We start from the raw sequence: 20006 nt of genomic DNA on the forward strand, positions 1-20006 counted from the left end.
AAAGCTGTCTCCTCTACTAATCACTTACTTTACAAAAGAAGTGCTTTTTAGTCTACGAAGACAGCTTACTATTTACTCTTTATTGTCCGTTTCGTCTTGTGACGGAACGCGATGGGTTAAACGATCTTGCACAATTTCTTCTAACGCTAATCCAACAAATTTATACGATTTCGGTTGGGTTGCAAGGGGGACTCGACTAGCTACTTCTTTCATTTCTCGTGCACGTCTTGAAGATACGGTCACAAGCGAATATTTTGAATCAAGTTTTTCTAATAGGCTATCAATGGATGGATAAAGCATTATTTCTTCACCTCAACTAATTCTTGGTATTTTAATCGTTCACGGCGACAGTGTTCAGCTGTCACAATCGCTTTAATGCGCTCGACAGCAAGCTCCACTTCATCATTTTCTACAACATAGTCATACATGCGCATTAAATCAATTTCTTCTTTAGCAACATGCATCCGTTCATTAATAATATCTTCTGTTTCTGTACCTCGACCAACGATACGATCGCGTAGTTCTTTTAAACTTGGTGGAGCTAAGAAAATAAAAACACCCTCTGGGAATGCTTTACGAACTTTTTGTGCTCCTTGAACTTCAATTTCTAAAATAATGTCTCTACCTGCATTAATTGTTTCTCTAACATAATCAATAGGCGTTCCATAAAAATTCCCTACATATTCCGCCCATTCGAGTAACGCGTCATTTTGAATCATTTCTTTAAATTCTTCTCTCGATTTGAAGAAATAGTTGACTCCATGTTCTTCCCCAGCTCTTGGCTTTCTCGTTGTCGCAGAAACAGAGTATTCAATCGCTGTATCTTGTTTCCGAAGAGCACCACAAACCGTCCCTTTTCCAACACCAGCTGGACCTGATAGAACGATTAATAGCCCCTTTTCTCGCTTCATCAAAATGGTTTACCTCCCGCTTTTAAGCCTCGTCAGCTTCTTCGTCTTTCGTATGTAATCGTTGGGCAACAGTCTCCGGTTGAACCGCACTTAAGATTACATGGTCAGAATCTGTCACAATGACAGCCCGAGTTCTTCTTCCGTATGTCGCGTCAATTAACATATTCCGTTCTCGAGCTTCCTGCATAATGCGCTTAATTGGTGCCGATTCTGGACTGACAATCGAAATAATTCGATTTGCGGAGACAATATTGCCGAAGCCAATGTTGATTAATTTAATGGTCATTCTTCAATCCTCCATAAAAGTAAACGAGCTGCTATTCTATCACTCATTATACCAAATCTCTCTATTGTTATACGGGTAAATATCCGAGAAACTCGTACAAGATTCATGTAAGAACTAATTTTACCTTATTTCGCAAGTGCCGTAAAGATCACGAAGAAGGCTGCCTACCAAAAGAGTTACATGAAAACCTTTTGGGGCAACCTCTTCAACTTATTTATTGAGCTGTACGAACGTCTTGCTTTTTAAACAATTGAAAACCACCAAGAACAACAGTTGGAATGGCAGCCATCCCCATAACGAGTAGCCACTCTTGTAAACCAAGAGGAACAGTATGGAAAATGGGTTGAAGCTGAGGTACATAGATGACGGCAATCATAAGCAAAACTGAGATGAATACAGCTCCTACTAAGTATTTGTTTTCAAATAAATTTCTGTGGTAAATGGAATATTCACTGCGACAATCAAACACATGAATTAACTGTGCCATAACGAGTGTTAAAAAGGCAACAGTTTGCGCTAAAATGAGTTGTTCAGGGTTATTGTTGTACGTGAGTGCAAAAGCAACGATTGTCACAACACCGATCATAATGCCCCGACTAATAATTTTCCAACCGAGACCACGCGCAAAGACACTTTCATTTTGTTTTCTCGGCTTCCGTTTCATAACATCACCTTCAGCCTGATCCATCCCTAATGCAATCGCTGGCAGTCCATCTGTTACGAGATTAATCCATAGTATTTGTATCGCTACTAGTGGGAGTGGCATTCCCAATATCATAGCAAATAACATCACTAAAATTTCGCCGACATTGGAAGCTAGCATGTAGCGAATAAATTTGCGAATATTTTCGTAAATATTGCGCCCTTCCTTAATCGCTTCTTTAATCGTTAAGAAATTATCATCGGCTAATACTAATTCAGACGCCTCTTTTGCAACATCTGTACCTGTAATCCCCATCGCAATTCCAATATTCGCCGCTTTTATAGCTGGCGCATCGTTTACGCCATCGCCTGTCATCGCTACGATATGGTCACGCTTTTGAAGAGCTTGAACGATCTTTAATTTATGCTCTGGTGACACTCTGGCATAAACGTAAATATCATCTACCCTATCTTCAAGATCTTCAACAGAGAGGGTATCAAGCGTCTTCCCATCTATAACGAGACCACCTTCTGGTAAAATGGTTAATTCCTTTGCGATCGCTGCTGCTGTAATTTTATGATCTCCTGTAATCATAATCGTTTTAATACCCGCTTCACGACACTCTTGAATCGCTTGCTTTGCTTCTTCTCGCGGAGGATCCATCATACCTTGAATACCAATAAGCGTTAAATTCGACTCTGCTTCTGTCGTCGTTCGGCACGTTTCACCTACCTTTAGGGGACGGTACGCAATAGCAATGGTTCGTAACGCCTTACTTGCCATACCCTCAACAACGTCATTCACTTGCTGTCGCGTTGCCCCTGTTAACAATTCATCTAACGTTCCTTTGCGAATGCGCTCGCAGTGAGCTAGGACCACGTCTGGTGCACCTTTTGTAATAACAAAAGATTGCCCTTGTTTATCCTTTACAATAACCGTCATCATCTTTCTCCCCGAATCAAACGGAAACTCTTGAATTCGCTTAAATTGCTCTTCCAAACCAGCTTGAGAATAACCTGCTTTTAAAGCAGATATAAGGAGTGCTCCCTCTGTCGGATCCCCGTCCAATACAAGTGTTGTCTTTTTTTTGCGTTTTTCACGCACTTCCTTCTCTACAAGAGCAGCGTTATTGCAAAGTACGCCATAGGTTAATAGACGACTTAAATTTGGTTTTTTATTCGGTACAACAATCGATTCTTGTTCTTTAAACTGGCCTTCTGTTTCAAAGCCATTTCCGGTAACAGTGACGTACTCACTAGCTGTCCATAGCTCTTTAACCGTCATTTTATTTTGCGTAAGTGTACCAGTTTTGTCTGAACAAATGACAGAGGCACATCCTAATGTCTCAACAGCTGGAAGCTTTCGAACGATGCCTCGACGCTTGATCATTCGCTGTACCCCAAGGGCTAATGCAACCGTTACAATAGCAGGTAACCCTTCCGGAATAGCGGCGACAGCCAACGACACCCCTGAAATAAACATCGTCTGTACATCGTGTCCTTGAATTACACCAATGCCCACAACAAGAGCTGTCAATAGCAATGCAACAGCGATTAACGTCTTCCCAAGTTGCTCAAGACGTCGTTGCAATGGCGTAACAACATTGGTTGTTCCTTGAAGAAGGTGGGCAATTTTACCCATCTCCGTTTTCATTCCCGTAGCAACCACAATTCCTGTCCCACTACCTTGGGTGACCATGGTGCCCATGAAAGCCATATTCTCTTGATCACCTAGTGAAACGTCTTTATGCTCAATGGCATGCTCATGTTTATGTGTTGGAACCGATTCACCTGTTAGAGAGGCTTCATCAATCCGTAAACCGGACACAGACATCAATCGAAGGTCAGCTCCAACGCGATCTCCAGCACTAATTTTCACATAGTCTCCAGGTACAATGTCACTGGAAAGTACTTTGACCCATTCACGATTTCGCAAAACATTCATTTGTGGTGCCGACAGTTCTTTCAAGGCATCTAATGACTTTTCTGCTTTTCGCTCTTGCACAAAACCTAGAATTGCATTAAGGAAGACGATACCCATAATCGTCACAGCGTCCAGCATTTCTCCTATTAATCCAGATATTAGTGTAGCGGCGAGTAATACGAGAACCATAAAGTCTTTAAACTGCGCTAAAAAAGTTGCTAAAGCAGACGCCTTCTCTGCCTCTTTAAGCTTGTTCAAACCAAACGTACCAATTCGCTTTTTCACATTCTTATCCGTCAACCCGTCTGACAAGCTTGCATTGGTTTTATGTTCCACTTCTTCAGGCTTCATGTTATACCATTTCATGAATACACCTCACACATCTACATCCACCCTTTGTCCTCATAAACTGTACATGCTATACTTACAAGCCATCTTATTCAGCAAGTTCGAAAAACATGCTATACTTTATCAAGGAAACGAGTTGTAGAAAGTAAAGAGGTGATCACATGTCTTATGATGGCATGATGACAAGAGCTATCACGTATGAGCTTCAACACTTAATAGGTGGGCGAATATCAAAAATTCACCAACCATTTAAAACGGAATTAATAATGACAATTCGAGCACAAGGAAAAAATCATTCGTTGCTCGCTTCAGCCAATGCTCAATTCGCACGGCTTCATGTAACAACTGAAAAATATGATAACCCAAGTGAACCACCAATGTTTTGCATGCTGCTACGTAAGCATCTTGAAGGCGGATTTATTCGCTCGATTACTCAGGACGGCTTTGACCGAGTGATCCGAATGTCTGTTGCAAATAAAGATGAACTTGGCGATCAAACAGAACGCATACTACTCTTTGAAATCATGGGACGACATAGCAATATTATTCTTGTTAATCCTCACACAGAAACCATTTTAGATAGTATAAAGCACGTTCGCTTTGACCAAAGCAGCTATCGAACAGTTGGACCAGGTCAAGTGTACAAAGCACCTCCTGCTCAAGAAAAAGAAAATCCGTTTCAAGCGAAGGCAACCGATGTTATAAAACAACTTGATTTCAATGCGGGGAAAATGGACAAGCAGCTTGTCTCTGCATTTGCAGGCGTATCACCATTACTCGCTAAAGAAATCGTTCATCGGGCGGGATTTGCAAACCAACAAACGGTACCGAATTCATTTGTTGCGCTTATGGAACAAATCCAAAATCATCAGTACACATTCACCTTGCGAAAAGGACCAAAAGAAACGTTTTCGTATCTTTCCCTTCACCATATAGAAGGAGAAGAGCGAGTGTTTCCAACCGCAAGCGAGCTACTTGATGCGTATTACTACGGAAAAGCAGAGCGAGATCGGGTTAAACAACAAGCTCACGATTTAGAGCGACTGTTGAAAAACGAATACCAAAAAAACATTCGTAAACTGAAGAAGCTTGAGCAAACATTAACCCAAGCGGAAGAAGCGACTCAGTTTCAAAAAATAGGTGAACTGCTCACAGCGAATATTCATGCTATTAAGCGTGGAATGACTGAAATTGACGTGGTTGATTATTACGATGAAGCTGGCGGAACAATCACTATTGAGCTTGATCTACAGAAAACACCATCTGAAAATGCCCAATGGTTTTTCAAAAAATACCAAAAAGCTAAAACCGCTCGATTAGAAGTTGTTGATCAGCTAGTAAAAACAGAACAAGAATTAGCGTATTTAGAATCCCTTATTCAACAAATGGACTCTGCTTCTCCACGAGATGTTGAGGAAATTCGTGAAGAATTAATGCAAGAAGGGTATATTAAAAAGCGTCAGCAACAAGGGAAAAAGAAAAAGAAGCAAGCAACTAACCCAACCCTTGAACGTTATCAGTCATCAACTGGAATTGAGCTTCTCGTCGGCAAAAATAACCGTCAGAATGACTATCTTACGAATCGACTGGCTCGTCAAAACGAGATTTGGCTGCATACAAAAGAGATTCCAGGTTCACATGTTGTCGTTCGGGACATGGACCCTGATGAGACGACGCTAAAAGAAGCTGCCCTTATCGCTGCTTTTTTCTCTAAAGCTCGAGATTCAAGCTCGGTACCAGTTGACTACACGAAAGTTCGGCACGTAAAAAAACCAAGTGGTGCTAAGCCAGGTTACGTCACATACGATAACCAAACAACCCTTTTCGTCACACCAGATGAAGACATCGTGAAACAATTGAAGCTGTAATACTAGCTCATCTAAGGCATGCACAATAAAAATCATAAAAGCGCAAACGACTGCTACCTATTTGTCGTTTGCGCTCTTTTTTATTCATTTGGCTAGCCTTTAACAAGCTTTTGTCAACAGGCCAAGCCCGTCAAGCACCGGTTCATGCTCGATGGTGAAATAACCAGCTCCTTTTAACAATTGTGTTAACTGGTGTTCACTTTTGCGATGGCGCCGCTCCGATACCGTTGCCCATTTTATAAGAAAGGCGGTTTCCTTTTCCGAAAATTGATGAGTGCTCGCATATGTGCTTGCCGCTGCGACTGACATATGAGGAGCAGGATTTAATAAAAAAAGATTGCCACCAGGAGTCGTTGCTTTTCTTAGCTCATGAAGCCCTGTCTCGATAGAAGGTAGTAAAAATAGCGCACACGTTGAAAATACAAGATCATAAGTAGTGCCACTTAAAGGTAAATTCATAGCATCGCCTACAATTGCTTTCGCTTTATCCTCCATATGAGCCTCTTTAAACAATTCATTTGCTTTCCTAACCATTTCCCTGGAAATATCTATGCCAGTTAACGACTTCGCTTCATGAGCGCCTCTAAGAAGAAGACGACCCGTTCCGCACCCTACATCTAAAACCGCTTTGTCTTGCCACGTACCTGAGAACGCTTTTAGCTGTTCGTGAATTGTTGAAAGCCATCTTGTAGAAACCATGTCATCAAAAAACTGAACCAATGGATCAAATTCGCTTCCTTCCATTTTCCGCACAGGGCTACACCGCCTTTACTTTATCATTGCACCACAAGCCACTCTTCGTTTTGAGGATTCTCACGCCATACCTCGAGCTTGCGTTGCTCTTGTTCCGAAATAAGCCCTCTTTGTTTTGCCTGTTCAATCAGCGTTTCGTATTCACTTAACACATGGTAAGGAAGGTTCGCTTCTTGAAACTGTACTTCTGCTGCTTGCAATTGGTACGAAAAGATTGCTGCAACAAAGCAAACGTCCCCTCCACTTTCTCGCACTGCTTCAGCAGCGGCAATTGAGCTTCCACCTGTAGAAATTAAGTCTTCAATTATAACTACTTTGCTAGCGGCAGCTAAATGTCCTTCAATTTTATTTTTCTTTCCATGCCCTTTTGCACTTCCTCTTACGTAGATCATTGGTAAGTTGAGTTCGTCAGCCACCCAAGCAGCGTGTGGAATGCCCGCTGTAGCGGTTCCTGCAATGACTTCAGCATCTGGAGCATATTTCATTATTAATTGTGCTAACCCTCTAGCAATGTCTTTACGCACATTAGGATAGGAAAGTGTCAAACGATTGTCGCAATAAATGGGCGATTTCATCCCTGAGCTCCATGTAAATGGTTCATTTGGCGATAGTGTTACCGCTTTGATATCTAATAAGTGATTGGCAATTTTTTGACTCATCGTAGAGCCACTCCCTTCCAGTCTGCATTCATTTCTTTGTATACATGTAGCGGATCATCCGCTGTTGTTAAACTTCTCCCGACAACAATCCCCCAACTTCCAAGGGCTCTTGCTTCTGCCGGTGTGACAACTCGAATTTGATCACCATGATGATCAGTTTCTCGACGAATACCTGGTGTGACAGTTAGAAAATCAGTCCCACAGCCTTTTTGGATCAAAGGAACTTCTTTTGCAGAACAAACGACTCCATCTAAACCAGCCTCTTTGGCAAGCTTTGCGTATGAACACACAACGTTTTCAAGGGAACCTTCAATATGCAACTGCTGCTTAAGCATTTCTTCATTCGTGCTTGTTAGCTGTGTCACTGCAATCAGTTTCGGTCGTTCTTTTCCTGGTCTAGTACCCGCCTCTAAACCTTCAATGGCGGCTTCCATCATCACTTGACCTCCAGCAGCATGCACGTTCACCATTGAAATTTCCATTTCGGCTAACACACGCATCGTTCGCTTTACGGTATTTGGAATGTCATGAAGTTTTAAATCAAGAAAGATTTCGTGACCAGCGTCTTTTAATTCCTCAATCACTTTTAGCCCTTCTCGATAAAACAGTTCCATCCCAACTTTTACGTCGATTCGCTCACCTTGAAAATGATCTAAGAATTGGCGTCGTTTCCCTCTATGATTAAAGTCTAGTGCGATAAAGAGTGGGTTTTGCATCGTTTCCAGCTCCCTCCTATAATCTCTGTCACTGTATTCATTTCCAGTTCATCTAACCATTGTGGCAGTTCGTCAATGATCGTTGGACATGTGTATGGATCGACGAAATTCGCTGTTCCTACCGCCACACAGCTTGCCCCGGCTAGTAAAAACTCAATCACATCTTGGGCCGATTGAATGCCCCCCATACCAATAATTGGAATGTCTACTTGCTGACTTACTTGATGAATCATACGGAGAGCTACTGGTTTAATGGCTGGTCCTGACAAACCACCATACGTATTGGCTAAAATCGGCTGTCGAGTCTTAACATCTATTCGCATACCTAAAAGGGTGTTAATCATGGACAGACCATCTGCACCTGCGTGTTCAACCGCTTTTGCCATGGCGACAATATCGCTCACGTTCGGAGACAATTTTACATAGACAGGCACTTGAGAGACAGCTTTTACTTCTCTCGTTAATTCAGCAGCCGTTTCAGGCACAGTACCAAATGCGATCCCCCCTTGCTTCACATTCGGACACGAAATATTCAGCTCAAGGGCATGAACATTTTTTTCTGTAGAAAGCCGTGCTGCTACTTCAATATAATCGGTCATTGTAGAACCGGCTATATTTGCAAGTATCGGCACATCATAGTCGTTAAAGCGTGGTAATTCTTTTTCAATCACGCCAGCTAAACCCGGGTTTTGTAAGCCAATGGCATTTAGCATCCCTGCTTTTGTTTCTGCCACTCTAGGAGTGGGGTTCCCAAACCGTGGCTCTGGTGTTGTGGCTTTAATGGCAATGGCTCCTAGCTCATTTAAATTGAAAAATTGCGCATATTCCTTACCAAACCCGAAGCAACCAGACGCAGGCATAACCGGATTTTTCATTTTTAGCCCTGGCAAATCTACTCGTAAACGATCCATTTTACAGCACTACCTCCCCTACTGGAAAAACAGGTCCATCCGTACAAATTTTTCTGTATTCGTATGCTTCACCCTTTTCAACAGCACACACACAAGCAAAACAAGCCCCAATTCCACAACCCATTCGTTCTTCTAGTGAAATAAATGCTCGTTTCCCTCGATACCGCTCTGTTAATACTTTTAACATTGGCGTTGGTCCACATGAATAGAGGACGTCAGATACTAACTGTTTGTCGTCAATGGCGTTTGTTACAAAACCCTTCATTCCATGAGACCCGTCTACCGTAGTGACGTAAACATCGCCGAGTTCTCGAAAAGTCTCTTCATAAAAAACGTCTTGTTTAGAGGCAAATCCGAGGACGCTTTTAACCGTCACACCTTTTGCGACAAGCTGTTTAGCTAGATAATACAAAGGTGGTACACCAATACCTCCACCAACGAGTAGCGCAACATCTCCTGCATTCGCTTCGTCCACAGGAAAACCTTGTCCAAGTGGTCCCATAACATTTAATGATTTGCCAGTTTCATAGGTTGCTAGTCGTTTCGTTCCAGCGCCGCCAGCGCGATAGATCATGGTCACTTGTTGTTTGGCGAGATCGACATTCGCAATACTGATCGGTCGCCGTAAAAGCAAGTCTTCTGTTTCGTCAACTCGAACATGAAGAAATTGACCTGGCTCCTTCATCTGCCCAACAGTTGACCCTTCAAGTACAAGTTCATAACTATCTTTTGCCACCTGTGTTTGGCTAACAACCGTTAGCTTGCCGTAGCGATCTCTCATCTTGTTCACTCCTTCATGAATTCATGGAAAGAGTCACATGCCTTAGGCAGTGACTCACTCGTGTTATACAGGTTGCGGCATACTCTCTGCAGCAAAGGTGATAGACTCCAGTACGCTAAGTAGCGCAGCTGCTGTATCAATGGATGTTAGACAGACAACACCATTTTCAACTGATTCACGTCGAATTCTAAAGCCATCTCTTGCGGGTTGCTTGCCTCTTGTTAGCGTATTAATAACAAACTGCGCCTCACCTTGACGAATAAGGTCAAGCAAATGTGGCTTTCCTTCATTAATTTTATTGACAATTCGAGCAGGAATCCCTACTTGATTAAGCTTTTCTGCAGTTCCTGAAGTTGCCATAATGCTAAAGCCGATTTCATGAAATCGTCTAGCAATCTCAATGGACTCTTCTTTATCTTTATCTGCAATAGTGAACAACACAGAACCATGCGTCGGAATATTCATTCCTGATGCAACAAGACCTTTATAAAGCGCCTTTTCGAGTGTACGATCACGTCCCATCACTTCTCCAGTTGACTTCATCTCTGGACCAAGAGTAATGTCGACACGACGTAATTTCGCAAATGAGAAGACTGGTACTTTCACTGATACTTCCTTTGCTTCAGGATGATAGCCTGTACCATATCCTAATGAAGCCAATGTCTCTCCTAACATGACACGTGTTGCAATATTTGCCATTGGTACGCCGGTAATTTTACTTAGAAAAGGAACCGTACGGCTAGAACGTGGATTTACCTCTAATACATACACATCATCCTGATGCCATACAAACTGAATGTTCAGTAGACCAATAATGTTTAGCCCACGAGCAATTTTTGTTGTCCGCTCAATGAGTCGTTCTTTTAAGTGATCAGGTACAGTTTGCGGAGGATATACAGCGATTGAATCCCCTGAGTGGACGCCTGCTCTTTCAATGTGCTCCATAATCCCTGGGATATAGACATCTTCTCCATCCGATATGGCATCAACTTCAAGTTCTTTCCCTGTTAAATAGCGATCAATTAAAACCGGGTGTTTCGGATTCACTTTAACAGCTGACTTCATGTAGCGCAGTAATTCCTCTTCATGGTAAACAATTTCCATTGCCCGACCACCGAGCACATAAGAAGGTCGAACGAGTACAGGGTAGCCTATATTGGTTGCAATGGTTACTGCACCTTCCACCGATGTTGCCGTTTTACCAAGTGGTTGAGGAATGTCTAGCTGCATAAGCGTTTGTTCAAATTTATCTCGATTTTCGGCACGATCCATATCTTCTAGCTGAGTGCCAATAATCGTCACCCCTCTTGCTGCCAAATCAGCAGCAAGATTAATCGCTGTTTGACCACCGAATTGAACAATAACTCCTTTTGGCTGCTCTAACTGAATGACGTTCATGACATCTTCAATCGTCAATGGTTCAAAATAAAGCTTATCTGAAGTTGAAAAGTCAGTTGACACCGTTTCTGGGTTGTTGTTCATAATGATTGCTTCATAGCCCGCTTCTTTTATGGCCCATACTGTATGCACCGTTGCGTAATCAAATTCAATACCTTGACCGATACGGATAGGCCCTGAACCTAATACCAAAATGCTTTCTTGTTCCGTCACAATCGACTCGTTTTCACGTTCGTAAGTGCTGTAAAAATATGGCGTAGGCGAAGCAAATTCTGCCGCACATGTATCCACCATTTTATAAACAGGCTTAATCCCTGCTGCCTCCCTTAACTCATAGACAGCTTGTTCTTCTGCTTTCCAAACCGAAGCAATAAACGAATCTGAGAATCCTGCTCGCTTTATTTTCCTTAACACATTCTCATTTGTTCGTGCTTCCTCTAATTGCTCTTCCAAGGCGACAATTCGGGCTAGCTTTCTTAAGAACAATCGATCAATTTTAGTCGTTTCATGAATGACGTCTATGGATATGCCTTTTCGAAGGAGTGCTCCAATGGCAAACAAGCGCTCGTCGTCGGCTTTTGACACTTTTTGAAGTAATGCATCTGCTGTTTGTTCTTCTAACGTTGAATCGATTAAATGATCGTAGCCTGCCTCCAAAGAGCGAACCGCTTTTAAAAGTGATTCTTCAAGAGATCGTCCAATCGCCATCACTTCACCGGTTGCCTTCATTTGCGTCCCTAACGTTCGATTAGCACTTTCGAACTTGTCAAAAGGCCAGCGCGGAATTTTTGACACAACATAGTCAAGGGCAGGTTCAAAACTGGCGTACGTTGTTTCTGTAACAGGATTTTTTAGTTCATCAAGATGATAGCCAACCGCGATTTTAGCGGCAATTTTAGCAATCGGATAGCCTGTCGCTTTTGAAGCAAGAGCCGAAGAACGACTAACCCGTGGATTTACTTCGATAATATAGTACTGGTCACTGTGGGCATCGAGGGCAAATTGCACATTACATCCGCCTTCAATTCCAAGGGCTCGAATAATCGAGAGAGAAGAGTTACGTAACATTTGATAATCTCGGTCTGATAGTGTTTGGCTTGGAGCAAAGACGATTGAATCGCCTGTGTGTACGCCGACTGGGTCAAAGTTTTCCATATTACAAACAACGATTGCCTCGTCTTGAGCGTCACGCATTACCTCATATTCCACTTCTTTAAAACCAGCTATGCTTTTTTCTACAAGACACTGAGTTACTGGACTATACTTTAAACCACTCGCAACAATTTCTTGTAAATCTTCTTCATTGTAAGCAATTCCGCCACCTGTACCCCCTAGGGTGTAGGCAGGTCGAATAATCACAGGGAAACCAATGTGCGCTACAAATTTTTCCGCCTCCGCTAATGTATGAACGATTTCACTTTCAGGTACAGGCTCACCGAGTAAATTCATTAGTGCTCGGAATTGTTCACGATCTTCCGCTTGTTCAATTGCACTAAGCTTTGTGCCAAGCAGTTCAATGTCGTATTGTTCCAGTACACCTGCGTTTTTTAGCTCTAATGCCATATTAAGGCCGGTTTGTCCTCCTAACGTTGGTAGAAGACCATCCGGACGCTCTTTGCGGATAATTCTCGTCACAAATTCTAACGTTAACGGTTCAATGTAAACCTGATCTGCCATCGTAGTGTCTGTCATGATCGTAGCTGGGTTGGAATTGATTAGAATGACTTCATATCCTTCTTCTTTTAAAGCTTGACACGCTTGAGTGCCTGCATAATCAAATTCCGCCGCTTGACCAATGACAATCGGACCTGAACCAATCACAAGAATCTTTTTTAAATCTGTACGCTTTGGCATATCAACACTCTCCCCTATCTCAATTAAACAAGTACGTTCGTTTTCGCTGTATTCATCATCCCAATAAATCGATCGAACAAATCATTTGCATCGTGCGGTCCCGGGTTTGCTTCCGGGTGGTACTGAACGCTAAATGCATCTGCTCGGCGATGTTTCAAGCCTTCAACTGTCCCATCATTGACTGCTTCATGCGTTAACATAAGCTCGGTTCCTTCAAGGGAATCTAAATCAACTGTATAGCCATGATTTTGAGCTGTTATATCGATTCGCCCTGTCTCTATCTCTCTTACAGGGTGATTAGACCCACGATGGCCAAATCGTAATTTACTCGTTGTGGCTCCACACGCTAAAGCAAGTAGTTGATGGCCTAAGCATATGCCGAATAGAGGAACCTCCCCAATTAGTGACGCAACCGTTTGAATGGTTTCTGGAACATCTTCTGGATTCCCTGGTCCGTTTGAAACGAGGACGCCATCTACACCTAGACGTTTAATTTCTTGAGCAGATGTATGATAAGGTACCACAACGACATCGCAGTGGCGTTCAATGAGCGATTGTAAAATGCCGTGCTTCATTCCACAATCAATTAACGCAACCCGCTTCCCTTTACCAGGTACATGATAAGCCGTATTAACAGATACTTGTGACACTTGCGTTGTCTGCAATGGCGATTCCTGCAACGTTTTTACAACGTCTTCCACCTGAACGGATAAAGAGCAAATGTAGCCTTTTAATGTTCCGTGGACACGGATTTTCCGTGTAAGCATCCGAGTATCAATGCCAGCTAATCCAGGTATGTTTTTGGCTACAAGTAAATCGTGAAGAGATTCTTGCTCTCGATAATGACTTGGTTCATGTTCAACTTCTCTTACAATGAGCGCAGCAATGGCTGGATCTAATGATTCAAAGTCATCCCGATTAATTCCGTAGTTACCAATGAGTGGATACGTAAGCATCACCATTTGTCCACAGTAAGATGGGTCCGAAAGAATTTCTTGATAGCCTGTCATTCCTGTATTAAATACTACTTCCCCACTTATCTCGACATCAGCTCCGAACCCTTCACCGATCAATACTGTTCCATCTTCTAAAATTAGTTGTTTATCCATTGATGATCCGCTCCTTTGTGAAAACCGCTTTTCCAGCTACATAGGTTGCTTGAGGTACACCCGTCACTTCCCAATGTGCAAATGGCGTATTCTTTCCTTTACTAAAGAAGGTTTCAGGATTAATCGTTTCTTTCGCTTGTAGATCGATTAATGTAAAATCCGCAGGTGTACCCACCGCAAGCGTGCCATAAGGAAGGTTAAACGTTGCTGCTGGTTTTACCGTTAACCAATTAAGTAGCTGAGCTAACGTGAACTTACCGGTCTTAACAAAATGGGTATATAAAAGTGAGAAAGCTGTTTCAAGCCCAACAATTCCAAATGGCGCTCGATCCATACTCGCTTGTTTTTCTTCTTCTGTATGTGGCGCATGATCCGTAGCGATAAAATCAATCGTGCCGTCCAGCAGTCCATTTATTAAGGCTTGTTGGTCTTCCTTTGAACGCAGTGGCGGATTCATTTTAAAATTCGTATCTTGTCCTTCAATATCATCTTCGCATAGTAAGAGATGATGGGGTGTTACTTCTGCTGTAACGCGTATGCCGGCTTTTTTTGCATCTCGAATCGTTCGCACAGATTCTTTCGTAGAAACATGACAAACATGGTAGTGACAATCCGCTGCCTCTGCTAGTAACACATCTCTAGCGATATGTATCGATTCACATACCGAAGGAATACCATTCAAGCCCTCTCTTCTTGAATACGACCCTTCATGTACCGAACCGCTATTAATGAGAGAGTTATCTTCACAATGGGCAACAACTGCCATATTAAGCTTAGCTGCTTCTTTCATCGCTTGGAGCATCATTCCTGCTTCTTGAATACCGACACCGTCGTCTGTAAAAGCGAACGCACCAGCTTCTTTTAACGCAGCAAAGTCGGTTAATTCTTGACCTAATTGCCTTGTAGTAATAGACGCATATGGAAGAACGCGCACAAACGCTTTTTCATTTATACGGTTAACAAGATCCACCATTGTACCTTTTGTATCTGGTACAGGTCGTGTATTCGGCATAGCTGCAACCGTTGTAAATCCACCACGAGCTGCTGCTTTTGTCCCTGTTTCGATGGTTTCTTTTTTCTCTCCACCAGGCTCTCGTAAGTGGATGTGAACATCAACAAATCCTGGGCTAATGAGACATTGACTTGCATCCACTTCTTCTGTGACGTCTGTTGTTTCTTCTACAAAAAAGCCATCTTTTACATAAACATCTTTTTGTTCCTTTTCTCCAGCTTGATTGATAATAAAACCGCCACTAATTTTTGTTGTCATCTCTCATCATCTCCCTTATTTGCTTCACTTGATTAACGATTAAATGCTCTTTTTAATACAGCCATTCTTATAGCAACGCCGTTTGCACTTTGTTTATAAATTCTTGAGCGTTCACATTCAACGAGTTGACCATCAATTTCCACACCGCGATTAACAGGTGCCGGGTGCATAATAATACTATCCCGCTTCATTTTTCTTTCCCTGTCAATTGTTAACCCATATTGCCCGTGGTACGCTTCCTTAGAAAAAGAACCTTCGCTTCCATGGCGTTCATGTTGAACTCTTAACAACATCATGACATCTGAGCCTTTTACCGCTTCATCCATCGTGACATAACGGTAATGGGTCTGAAAGTCTCCCATCCATTCTGTTGGTCCCGCTATTGTCACCATTGCCCCTAGCCGGCTTAAAATCTCTGCATTTGATCGTGCGACTCTACTATGATGTAAATCTCCAACAATCGTAACGTTTAGGCCGTCAAACTGACCAAACTCTTGCTTAATCGTTAACAAATCGAGAAGTGATTGTGTAGGATGATTCCCACAACCATCTCCTGCATTGATAATTGGAATGTCTATGTCTTTTAACTCTTCATAAAATTCATCCTTCGAATGGCGGATTACGACGGCACTCGCTCCGATCGATTGTAATGTCCGAACCGTATCGTATAGCGTCTCTCCTTTTTGGGTACTGGAAGACTTACTATCAAATTGCAAAATGTCAAATCCTAACTTCCGTTCAGCAACTTCAAAACTAAATCGAGTTCTTGTGCTAGGCTCGAAAAACAAGTTAGCGACAAACGTTTGTTTTTTAGGGTGCCATGTTTCCCCCGTACTAAATTGTTCAGCTTGGTGAAGAAGTTCATACACCTCATCAATTTGCAATTGAGACATTGTATAGAGGCTCTCATTATGAGAGCCGTATAATTGAACCGCCATTCTTGTCAGCCTCCTTTTATTCGCTCTTTATCCCTTCTTGTTCTTTAAACAGTGGTTGTGTTCCATAGCTTACTTTTTTGTTTGGCAAAATGGCATGTAAGAGTAAACCAATAATTGTTGCTAACGACATCCCTGCTAATTCAAACGTGTCTGAGAATTGAACGGTTGCCCCTCCAATTCCAACTACAAGAATAATGGAGGCAACGACCATGTTTCTTTTTTCACCCATGTCTAGCTGATTGTCAACGAGCATTCGAATTCCTGCTGAGGCAATGATTCCGAACAGCATTATAGAAATCCCCCCCATAACAGCTTCAGGAATGGAACTAATGAGTGCTGCCACTTTACCGATAAAGGCAAAGGCAATGGCTAACACCGCTGCTCCTCCGATGACAAACACACTAAATACGCGTGTTATAGCAATGACGCCGACATTTTCACCATATGTTGTATTCGGTGGTCCACCGATGCTTGCGGCAATAATCGTAGCAAATCCATCTCCCATAACCGTACGATGCATGCCTGGTTTTTGCAGAAAGTCTTTACCGGATATTTTGCTTAGAACCATAAGCTGTCCTGTATGCTCTGCTAGTGTTACGAGGGCGACTGGCGCCATAATGGCTACGATTGCCCAATTTATTGAAGGTTCATACGTATAGAAAGGAATGATTAATTCCGGTACCGCAAACCAGTTCGCTTCTCGTATTGGCGCTAAATCAATTAACCCCTGACTTAAAGCAAACAGATAACCAGCGATTAAGCCGAGTAAAATAGGAATTAAATTGAGAAACCCTTTGAAGTACATCGTTGCAATAACCGCTACCGCGAGGGTAATGCCTGCTGTTGTAATATGAATTAAGCTGTATTCATCTGTACCTGGTAAGTACATAGCGTTACCAACTGCAGTTGTTGCTAAGCTTAACCCGATGACCATAATGACCGGGCCTACAACAATCGGTGGTAAGACTTTCTTTATCCAGCCTGTTCCAGCAGCTTTAATAACTAAAGCAACAATCCCGTAAATTAATCCTGCAAAGAAACTACCGATCATCGCTCCTTCTGTTCCACCGATCGCTTGTGCCGATAGGATCGGAGCGATGAAGGCAAAAGATGAACCTAAGTATGCAGGTACTTGCCCTTTTGTAATGAGTAAGAAAGCGAGTGTTCCAAGTCCACTTGATAGAAGCGCCGTCGCAGGGCTCATATCAATTAAAAATGGTACTAATACCGTTGCACCAAACATGGCGCATAAATGTTGTAAGCTAAACAGAAGCCATTGATCTGCTCTTGGTACTTCTTGAATCCCTAGTCGCATGTTTTTATCGTTCATGTCGTTTCTCCTTTTTTCCCTCGTACTCCATAGAAAAAGCCTCCTAGTGTCTAGGAGGCGGCAAGAAAGAAGCACAAATCAATTACTTTGCGTTCTTTTTCCTCTTGCCAGCCTCACAGGACCATCTTTAAAGAGGAACTATACAATTGTTACTTCATCTATTTCATCGACTTCTTTTAATTTAGCAGATATCCGCTCTTGCTTTGACGTTGGTACGTTTTTCCCAACATAATCAGGACGAATGGGCAATTCTCGGTGACCTCGATCAATTAATACAGCTAGTTGGATGAGTGACGGTCTCCCTAAATCAATTAACGCATCAAGAGCAGAACGAACCGTGCGCCCTGTATAGAGAACATCATCCACAAGAATGACCGTACGACCATTAATATCAACTGGAATATCCGTTCCTTGTAAAATTGGTTCGTGGTCGCTTGTTTTCGGTGTTAAATCATCTCGATATAGCGTAATATCAACTTCACCGACAGGCACATCTTGACCTTCAATTTCTTTAATTCGCTGAGCCAATCGATTGGCAAGATAAATGCCTCGTGTTTTTATTCCGACTAACACACAATTCTCCACGCCTTTGTTACGTTCAATCACTTCATGTGACATTCTTGTAATGGCCCGGCGCATTGCATCTTCATCAATAATCATTCTTGCCATTCAGTACCCTCCTCACGAAAAAATCCCTAGCCGTCCTTAAAGGAGCAGCTAGGGATTTAGACAGACACATCCAAATTCACCGACTCCTTGCTAGCCTCACAGGACTATGCTTAAAGGACATTTTTTCTTCTTACGTAGTATGCATCATTTGTTTCTTTTTGTCAATCTTGTTTTCGCAAATCTTCCAGTAGTTCAACCATATCTGAAGGCAATGGAGCCGTAAACAGACAATCTTCGCCTGTGCGTGGATGAACAAAGCCAAGTGTTTCAGCGTGTAATGCTTGGCCTTCAATTGGTAACGTCTTTTTATATCCATATTTTGGATCTCCAGCAAGCGGGTGTTCAATATAATGGAAATGAACACGAATTTGGTGAGTCCGCCCTGTTTCGAGTTCACACGTTACGTATGAATATGCTTGGAACGTCTCTTCAAGGGTGAAATGGGTTACTGCCGGTTTGCTGTTCTTATCGGTAACAGCCATTTTTTGCCGATCCTTTTGATCTCTTCCAATTGGTGCATCAATGGTTCCTTTTTTATGAGAAAGCACACCATGTACAATTGCTTTATAATGACGGATCGTTGTTTTATTCATTAGTTGTTGAGATAAATGTTCATGAGCATGATCATTTTTTGCCGCCACAATAAGACCAGACGTATCTTTATCAATGCGATGCACAATTCCCGGACGAGCTTCACCATTGATGCCTGATAGATCATGACAGTGATACAGAAGTGCATGTACGAGCGTTCCCGTATAATGACCAGGTGCTGGATGAACCACCATTCCCCTTGGTTTATTTACAACGATCACGTCCTGATCCTCATACACAACGTCAAGGGGGATATTCTCTGCTTTAATTTCCGTTGACTGAACTTCAGGTTCTTCAAGCTCAATTGTGTCTTCTTCTTGGACTTTGTAATTGGCTTTTACAAGCTGATTGTTTACTTTCACATGTCCATCTTGAATCCATTTTTGAACATGGGTTCTTGATGTGTCTCCGTGTAGCGATACAATGACTTTATCAATTCGTTCGTTTTGTTGCGTTTCATCTACAATCCATTGTTTCATGTTAGTTCTTGCTCTCCTTCTTTTCACGCCTAGATTCAAGTAGTAAATTGATTAAAAATAACCCGACACCAACTGTTAAAGCAGAATCGGCAATATTAAAGATCGGGAAGTTTCCGAATGTATCAATGAAATCAACAACCTCTTGGCGGAAAAGACGGTCAATAAAATTACCAATGGCACCACCTAAAATAAGCCCCAGCGCCCATTTTAATAATGTATGCTTTTTTGCTTCCGTTTGGATAAGATAAATAATCACGCCGACCATTACAACGGTAATAATGTAAAACAGCCACATTTGTCCTTGTAAAATGCCGAATGCCGCCCCTGAATTTCGATGAGAGAAAATATAAAAGATATTTTCCATAACGGTGATTCGTTCACCAAGCATCATGTTTTCAACGACAAGCCATTTCGTCAACTGATCGAATCCAATAATAATAATCGCAATTATGTAAGCCATTCAGTATCCTCCACTACGTAATAGGCTTAGTGTAGCATAAAAAAAGAAAAAAGTCTTTGTCGATTCCATGCACGACTTGGCTCATTTAACGCTTTCACTCCTAATAGAA

General features: G+C 42.2%; 18 protein-coding genes. 1 reads left to right on the forward strand and 17 read right to left on the reverse strand.

What is annotated here, in order from left to right; genetic code table 11:
• Positions 1-72: 72 nt before the first annotated feature.
• From rpoZ to PQ477_RS20435, 4 genes are all read right to left on the reverse strand, one after another.
• Entirely contained in the window at positions 73-300 is a 228-nt protein-coding gene (rpoZ, locus tag PQ477_RS20420; protein ID WP_035395154.1) for a DNA-directed RNA polymerase subunit omega, read from the reverse strand.
• On the reverse strand, positions 300-911 hold the full coding sequence (gmk, locus tag PQ477_RS20425; protein WP_035395200.1) for a guanylate kinase: 612 nt from the start codon (positions 909-911) through the stop codon (positions 300-302). The genes rpoZ and gmk overlap by 1 nt, the downstream gene beginning before the upstream one ends.
• Positions 912-933: 22 nt before the next feature.
• Positions 934-1197, reverse strand: a complete 264-nt coding sequence (gene remA / locus PQ477_RS20430) for an extracellular matrix/biofilm regulator RemA (RefSeq protein ID WP_035395155.1) — start codon at positions 1195-1197, stop codon at positions 934-936.
• A 214-nt stretch (positions 1198-1411) separates the two neighbouring features.
• The gene (locus PQ477_RS20435) at positions 1412-4129 is read right to left on the reverse strand and encodes a cation-translocating P-type ATPase (protein ID WP_144559194.1); all 2718 of its coding nucleotides are present in this window, start codon (positions 4127-4129) and stop codon (positions 1412-1414) included.
• Between the two features lie 143 nt (positions 4130-4272).
• Here PQ477_RS20435 and PQ477_RS20440 point away from each other — a divergent pair, with 143 nt between their 5' ends.
• Positions 4273-5979 (forward strand): Rqc2 family fibronectin-binding protein, encoded by a 1707-nt coding sequence (locus PQ477_RS20440; RefSeq protein WP_274272774.1) that lies wholly within the window; start codon positions 4273-4275, stop codon positions 5977-5979.
• 99 nt (positions 5980-6078) lie between these two features.
• Here PQ477_RS20440 and PQ477_RS20445 read toward each other — a convergent pair whose 3' ends face one another.
• From PQ477_RS20445 to lspA, 13 genes are all read right to left on the reverse strand, one after another.
• Positions 6079-6723 (reverse strand): class I SAM-dependent methyltransferase, encoded by a 645-nt coding sequence (locus tag PQ477_RS20445; protein ID WP_246117209.1) that lies wholly within the window; start codon positions 6721-6723, stop codon positions 6079-6081.
• A 32-nt stretch (positions 6724-6755) separates the two neighbouring features.
• Entirely contained in the window at positions 6756-7391 is a 636-nt protein-coding gene (pyrE, locus tag PQ477_RS20450; protein WP_274272775.1) for an orotate phosphoribosyltransferase, read from the reverse strand.
• The gene (pyrF, locus tag PQ477_RS20455; RefSeq protein WP_274272776.1) at positions 7388-8107 is read right to left on the reverse strand and encodes an orotidine-5'-phosphate decarboxylase; all 720 of its coding nucleotides are present in this window, start codon (positions 8105-8107) and stop codon (positions 7388-7390) included. The genes pyrE and pyrF overlap by 4 nt, the downstream gene beginning before the upstream one ends.
• Positions 8080-9018, reverse strand: coding sequence for a dihydroorotate dehydrogenase (locus tag PQ477_RS20460; RefSeq protein WP_144559198.1), 939 nt, complete (start codon positions 9016-9018; stop codon positions 8080-8082). The genes pyrF and PQ477_RS20460 overlap by 28 nt, the downstream gene beginning before the upstream one ends.
• A gap of 1 nt (position 9019) precedes the next feature.
• Positions 9020-9799, reverse strand: coding sequence for a dihydroorotate dehydrogenase electron transfer subunit (locus PQ477_RS20465; protein WP_274272777.1), 780 nt, complete (start codon positions 9797-9799; stop codon positions 9020-9022).
• A 63-nt stretch (positions 9800-9862) separates the two neighbouring features.
• The gene (gene carB, locus PQ477_RS20470) at positions 9863-13051 is read right to left on the reverse strand and encodes a carbamoyl-phosphate synthase large subunit (RefSeq protein ID WP_274272778.1); all 3189 of its coding nucleotides are present in this window, start codon (positions 13049-13051) and stop codon (positions 9863-9865) included.
• 23 nt (positions 13052-13074) lie between these two features.
• Positions 13075-14160 (reverse strand): carbamoyl phosphate synthase small subunit, encoded by a 1086-nt coding sequence (locus PQ477_RS20475; RefSeq protein WP_274272779.1) that lies wholly within the window; start codon positions 14158-14160, stop codon positions 13075-13077.
• Positions 14153-15430: a dihydroorotase gene (gene pyrC, locus PQ477_RS20480; protein WP_144559201.1), complete on the reverse strand. Its 1278-nt coding sequence runs from the start codon at positions 15428-15430 to the stop codon at positions 14153-14155. Before pyrC ends, PQ477_RS20475 begins: the two co-directional genes overlap by 8 nt.
• A 32-nt stretch (positions 15431-15462) precedes the next feature.
• Complete coding sequence (locus PQ477_RS20485) at positions 15463-16368, reverse strand: aspartate carbamoyltransferase catalytic subunit (RefSeq protein WP_274272780.1); 906 nt, start codon at positions 16366-16368, stop codon at positions 15463-15465.
• A gap of 16 nt (positions 16369-16384) precedes the next feature.
• Positions 16385-17698 carry a solute carrier family 23 protein gene (locus tag PQ477_RS20490; protein ID WP_035395160.1) on the reverse strand — a complete coding sequence of 438 codons (1314 nt, stop codon included), beginning with the start codon at positions 17696-17698 and terminating at the stop codon, positions 16385-16387.
• Between the two features lie 138 nt (positions 17699-17836).
• A complete protein-coding gene (pyrR, locus tag PQ477_RS20495; RefSeq protein ID WP_038480916.1) occupies positions 17837-18367 on the reverse strand; it encodes a bifunctional pyr operon transcriptional regulator/uracil phosphoribosyltransferase PyrR in 531 nt (176 codons plus the stop codon).
• Between the two features lie 161 nt (positions 18368-18528).
• On the reverse strand, positions 18529-19437 hold the full coding sequence (locus PQ477_RS20500) for an RluA family pseudouridine synthase (protein WP_035395161.1): 909 nt from the start codon (positions 19435-19437) through the stop codon (positions 18529-18531).
• 1 nt (position 19438) lies between these two features.
• A complete protein-coding gene (gene lspA / locus PQ477_RS20505) occupies positions 19439-19897 on the reverse strand; it encodes a signal peptidase II (RefSeq protein WP_035395162.1) in 459 nt (152 codons plus the stop codon).
• Positions 19898-20006: the final 109 nt, after the last annotated feature.

Origin of the sequence: Shouchella hunanensis, from assembly GCF_028735875.1 — a bacterium.
GTDB classification, from domain to species: Bacteria; Bacillota; Bacilli; order Bacillales; family Bacillaceae_D; genus Shouchella; species Shouchella hunanensis.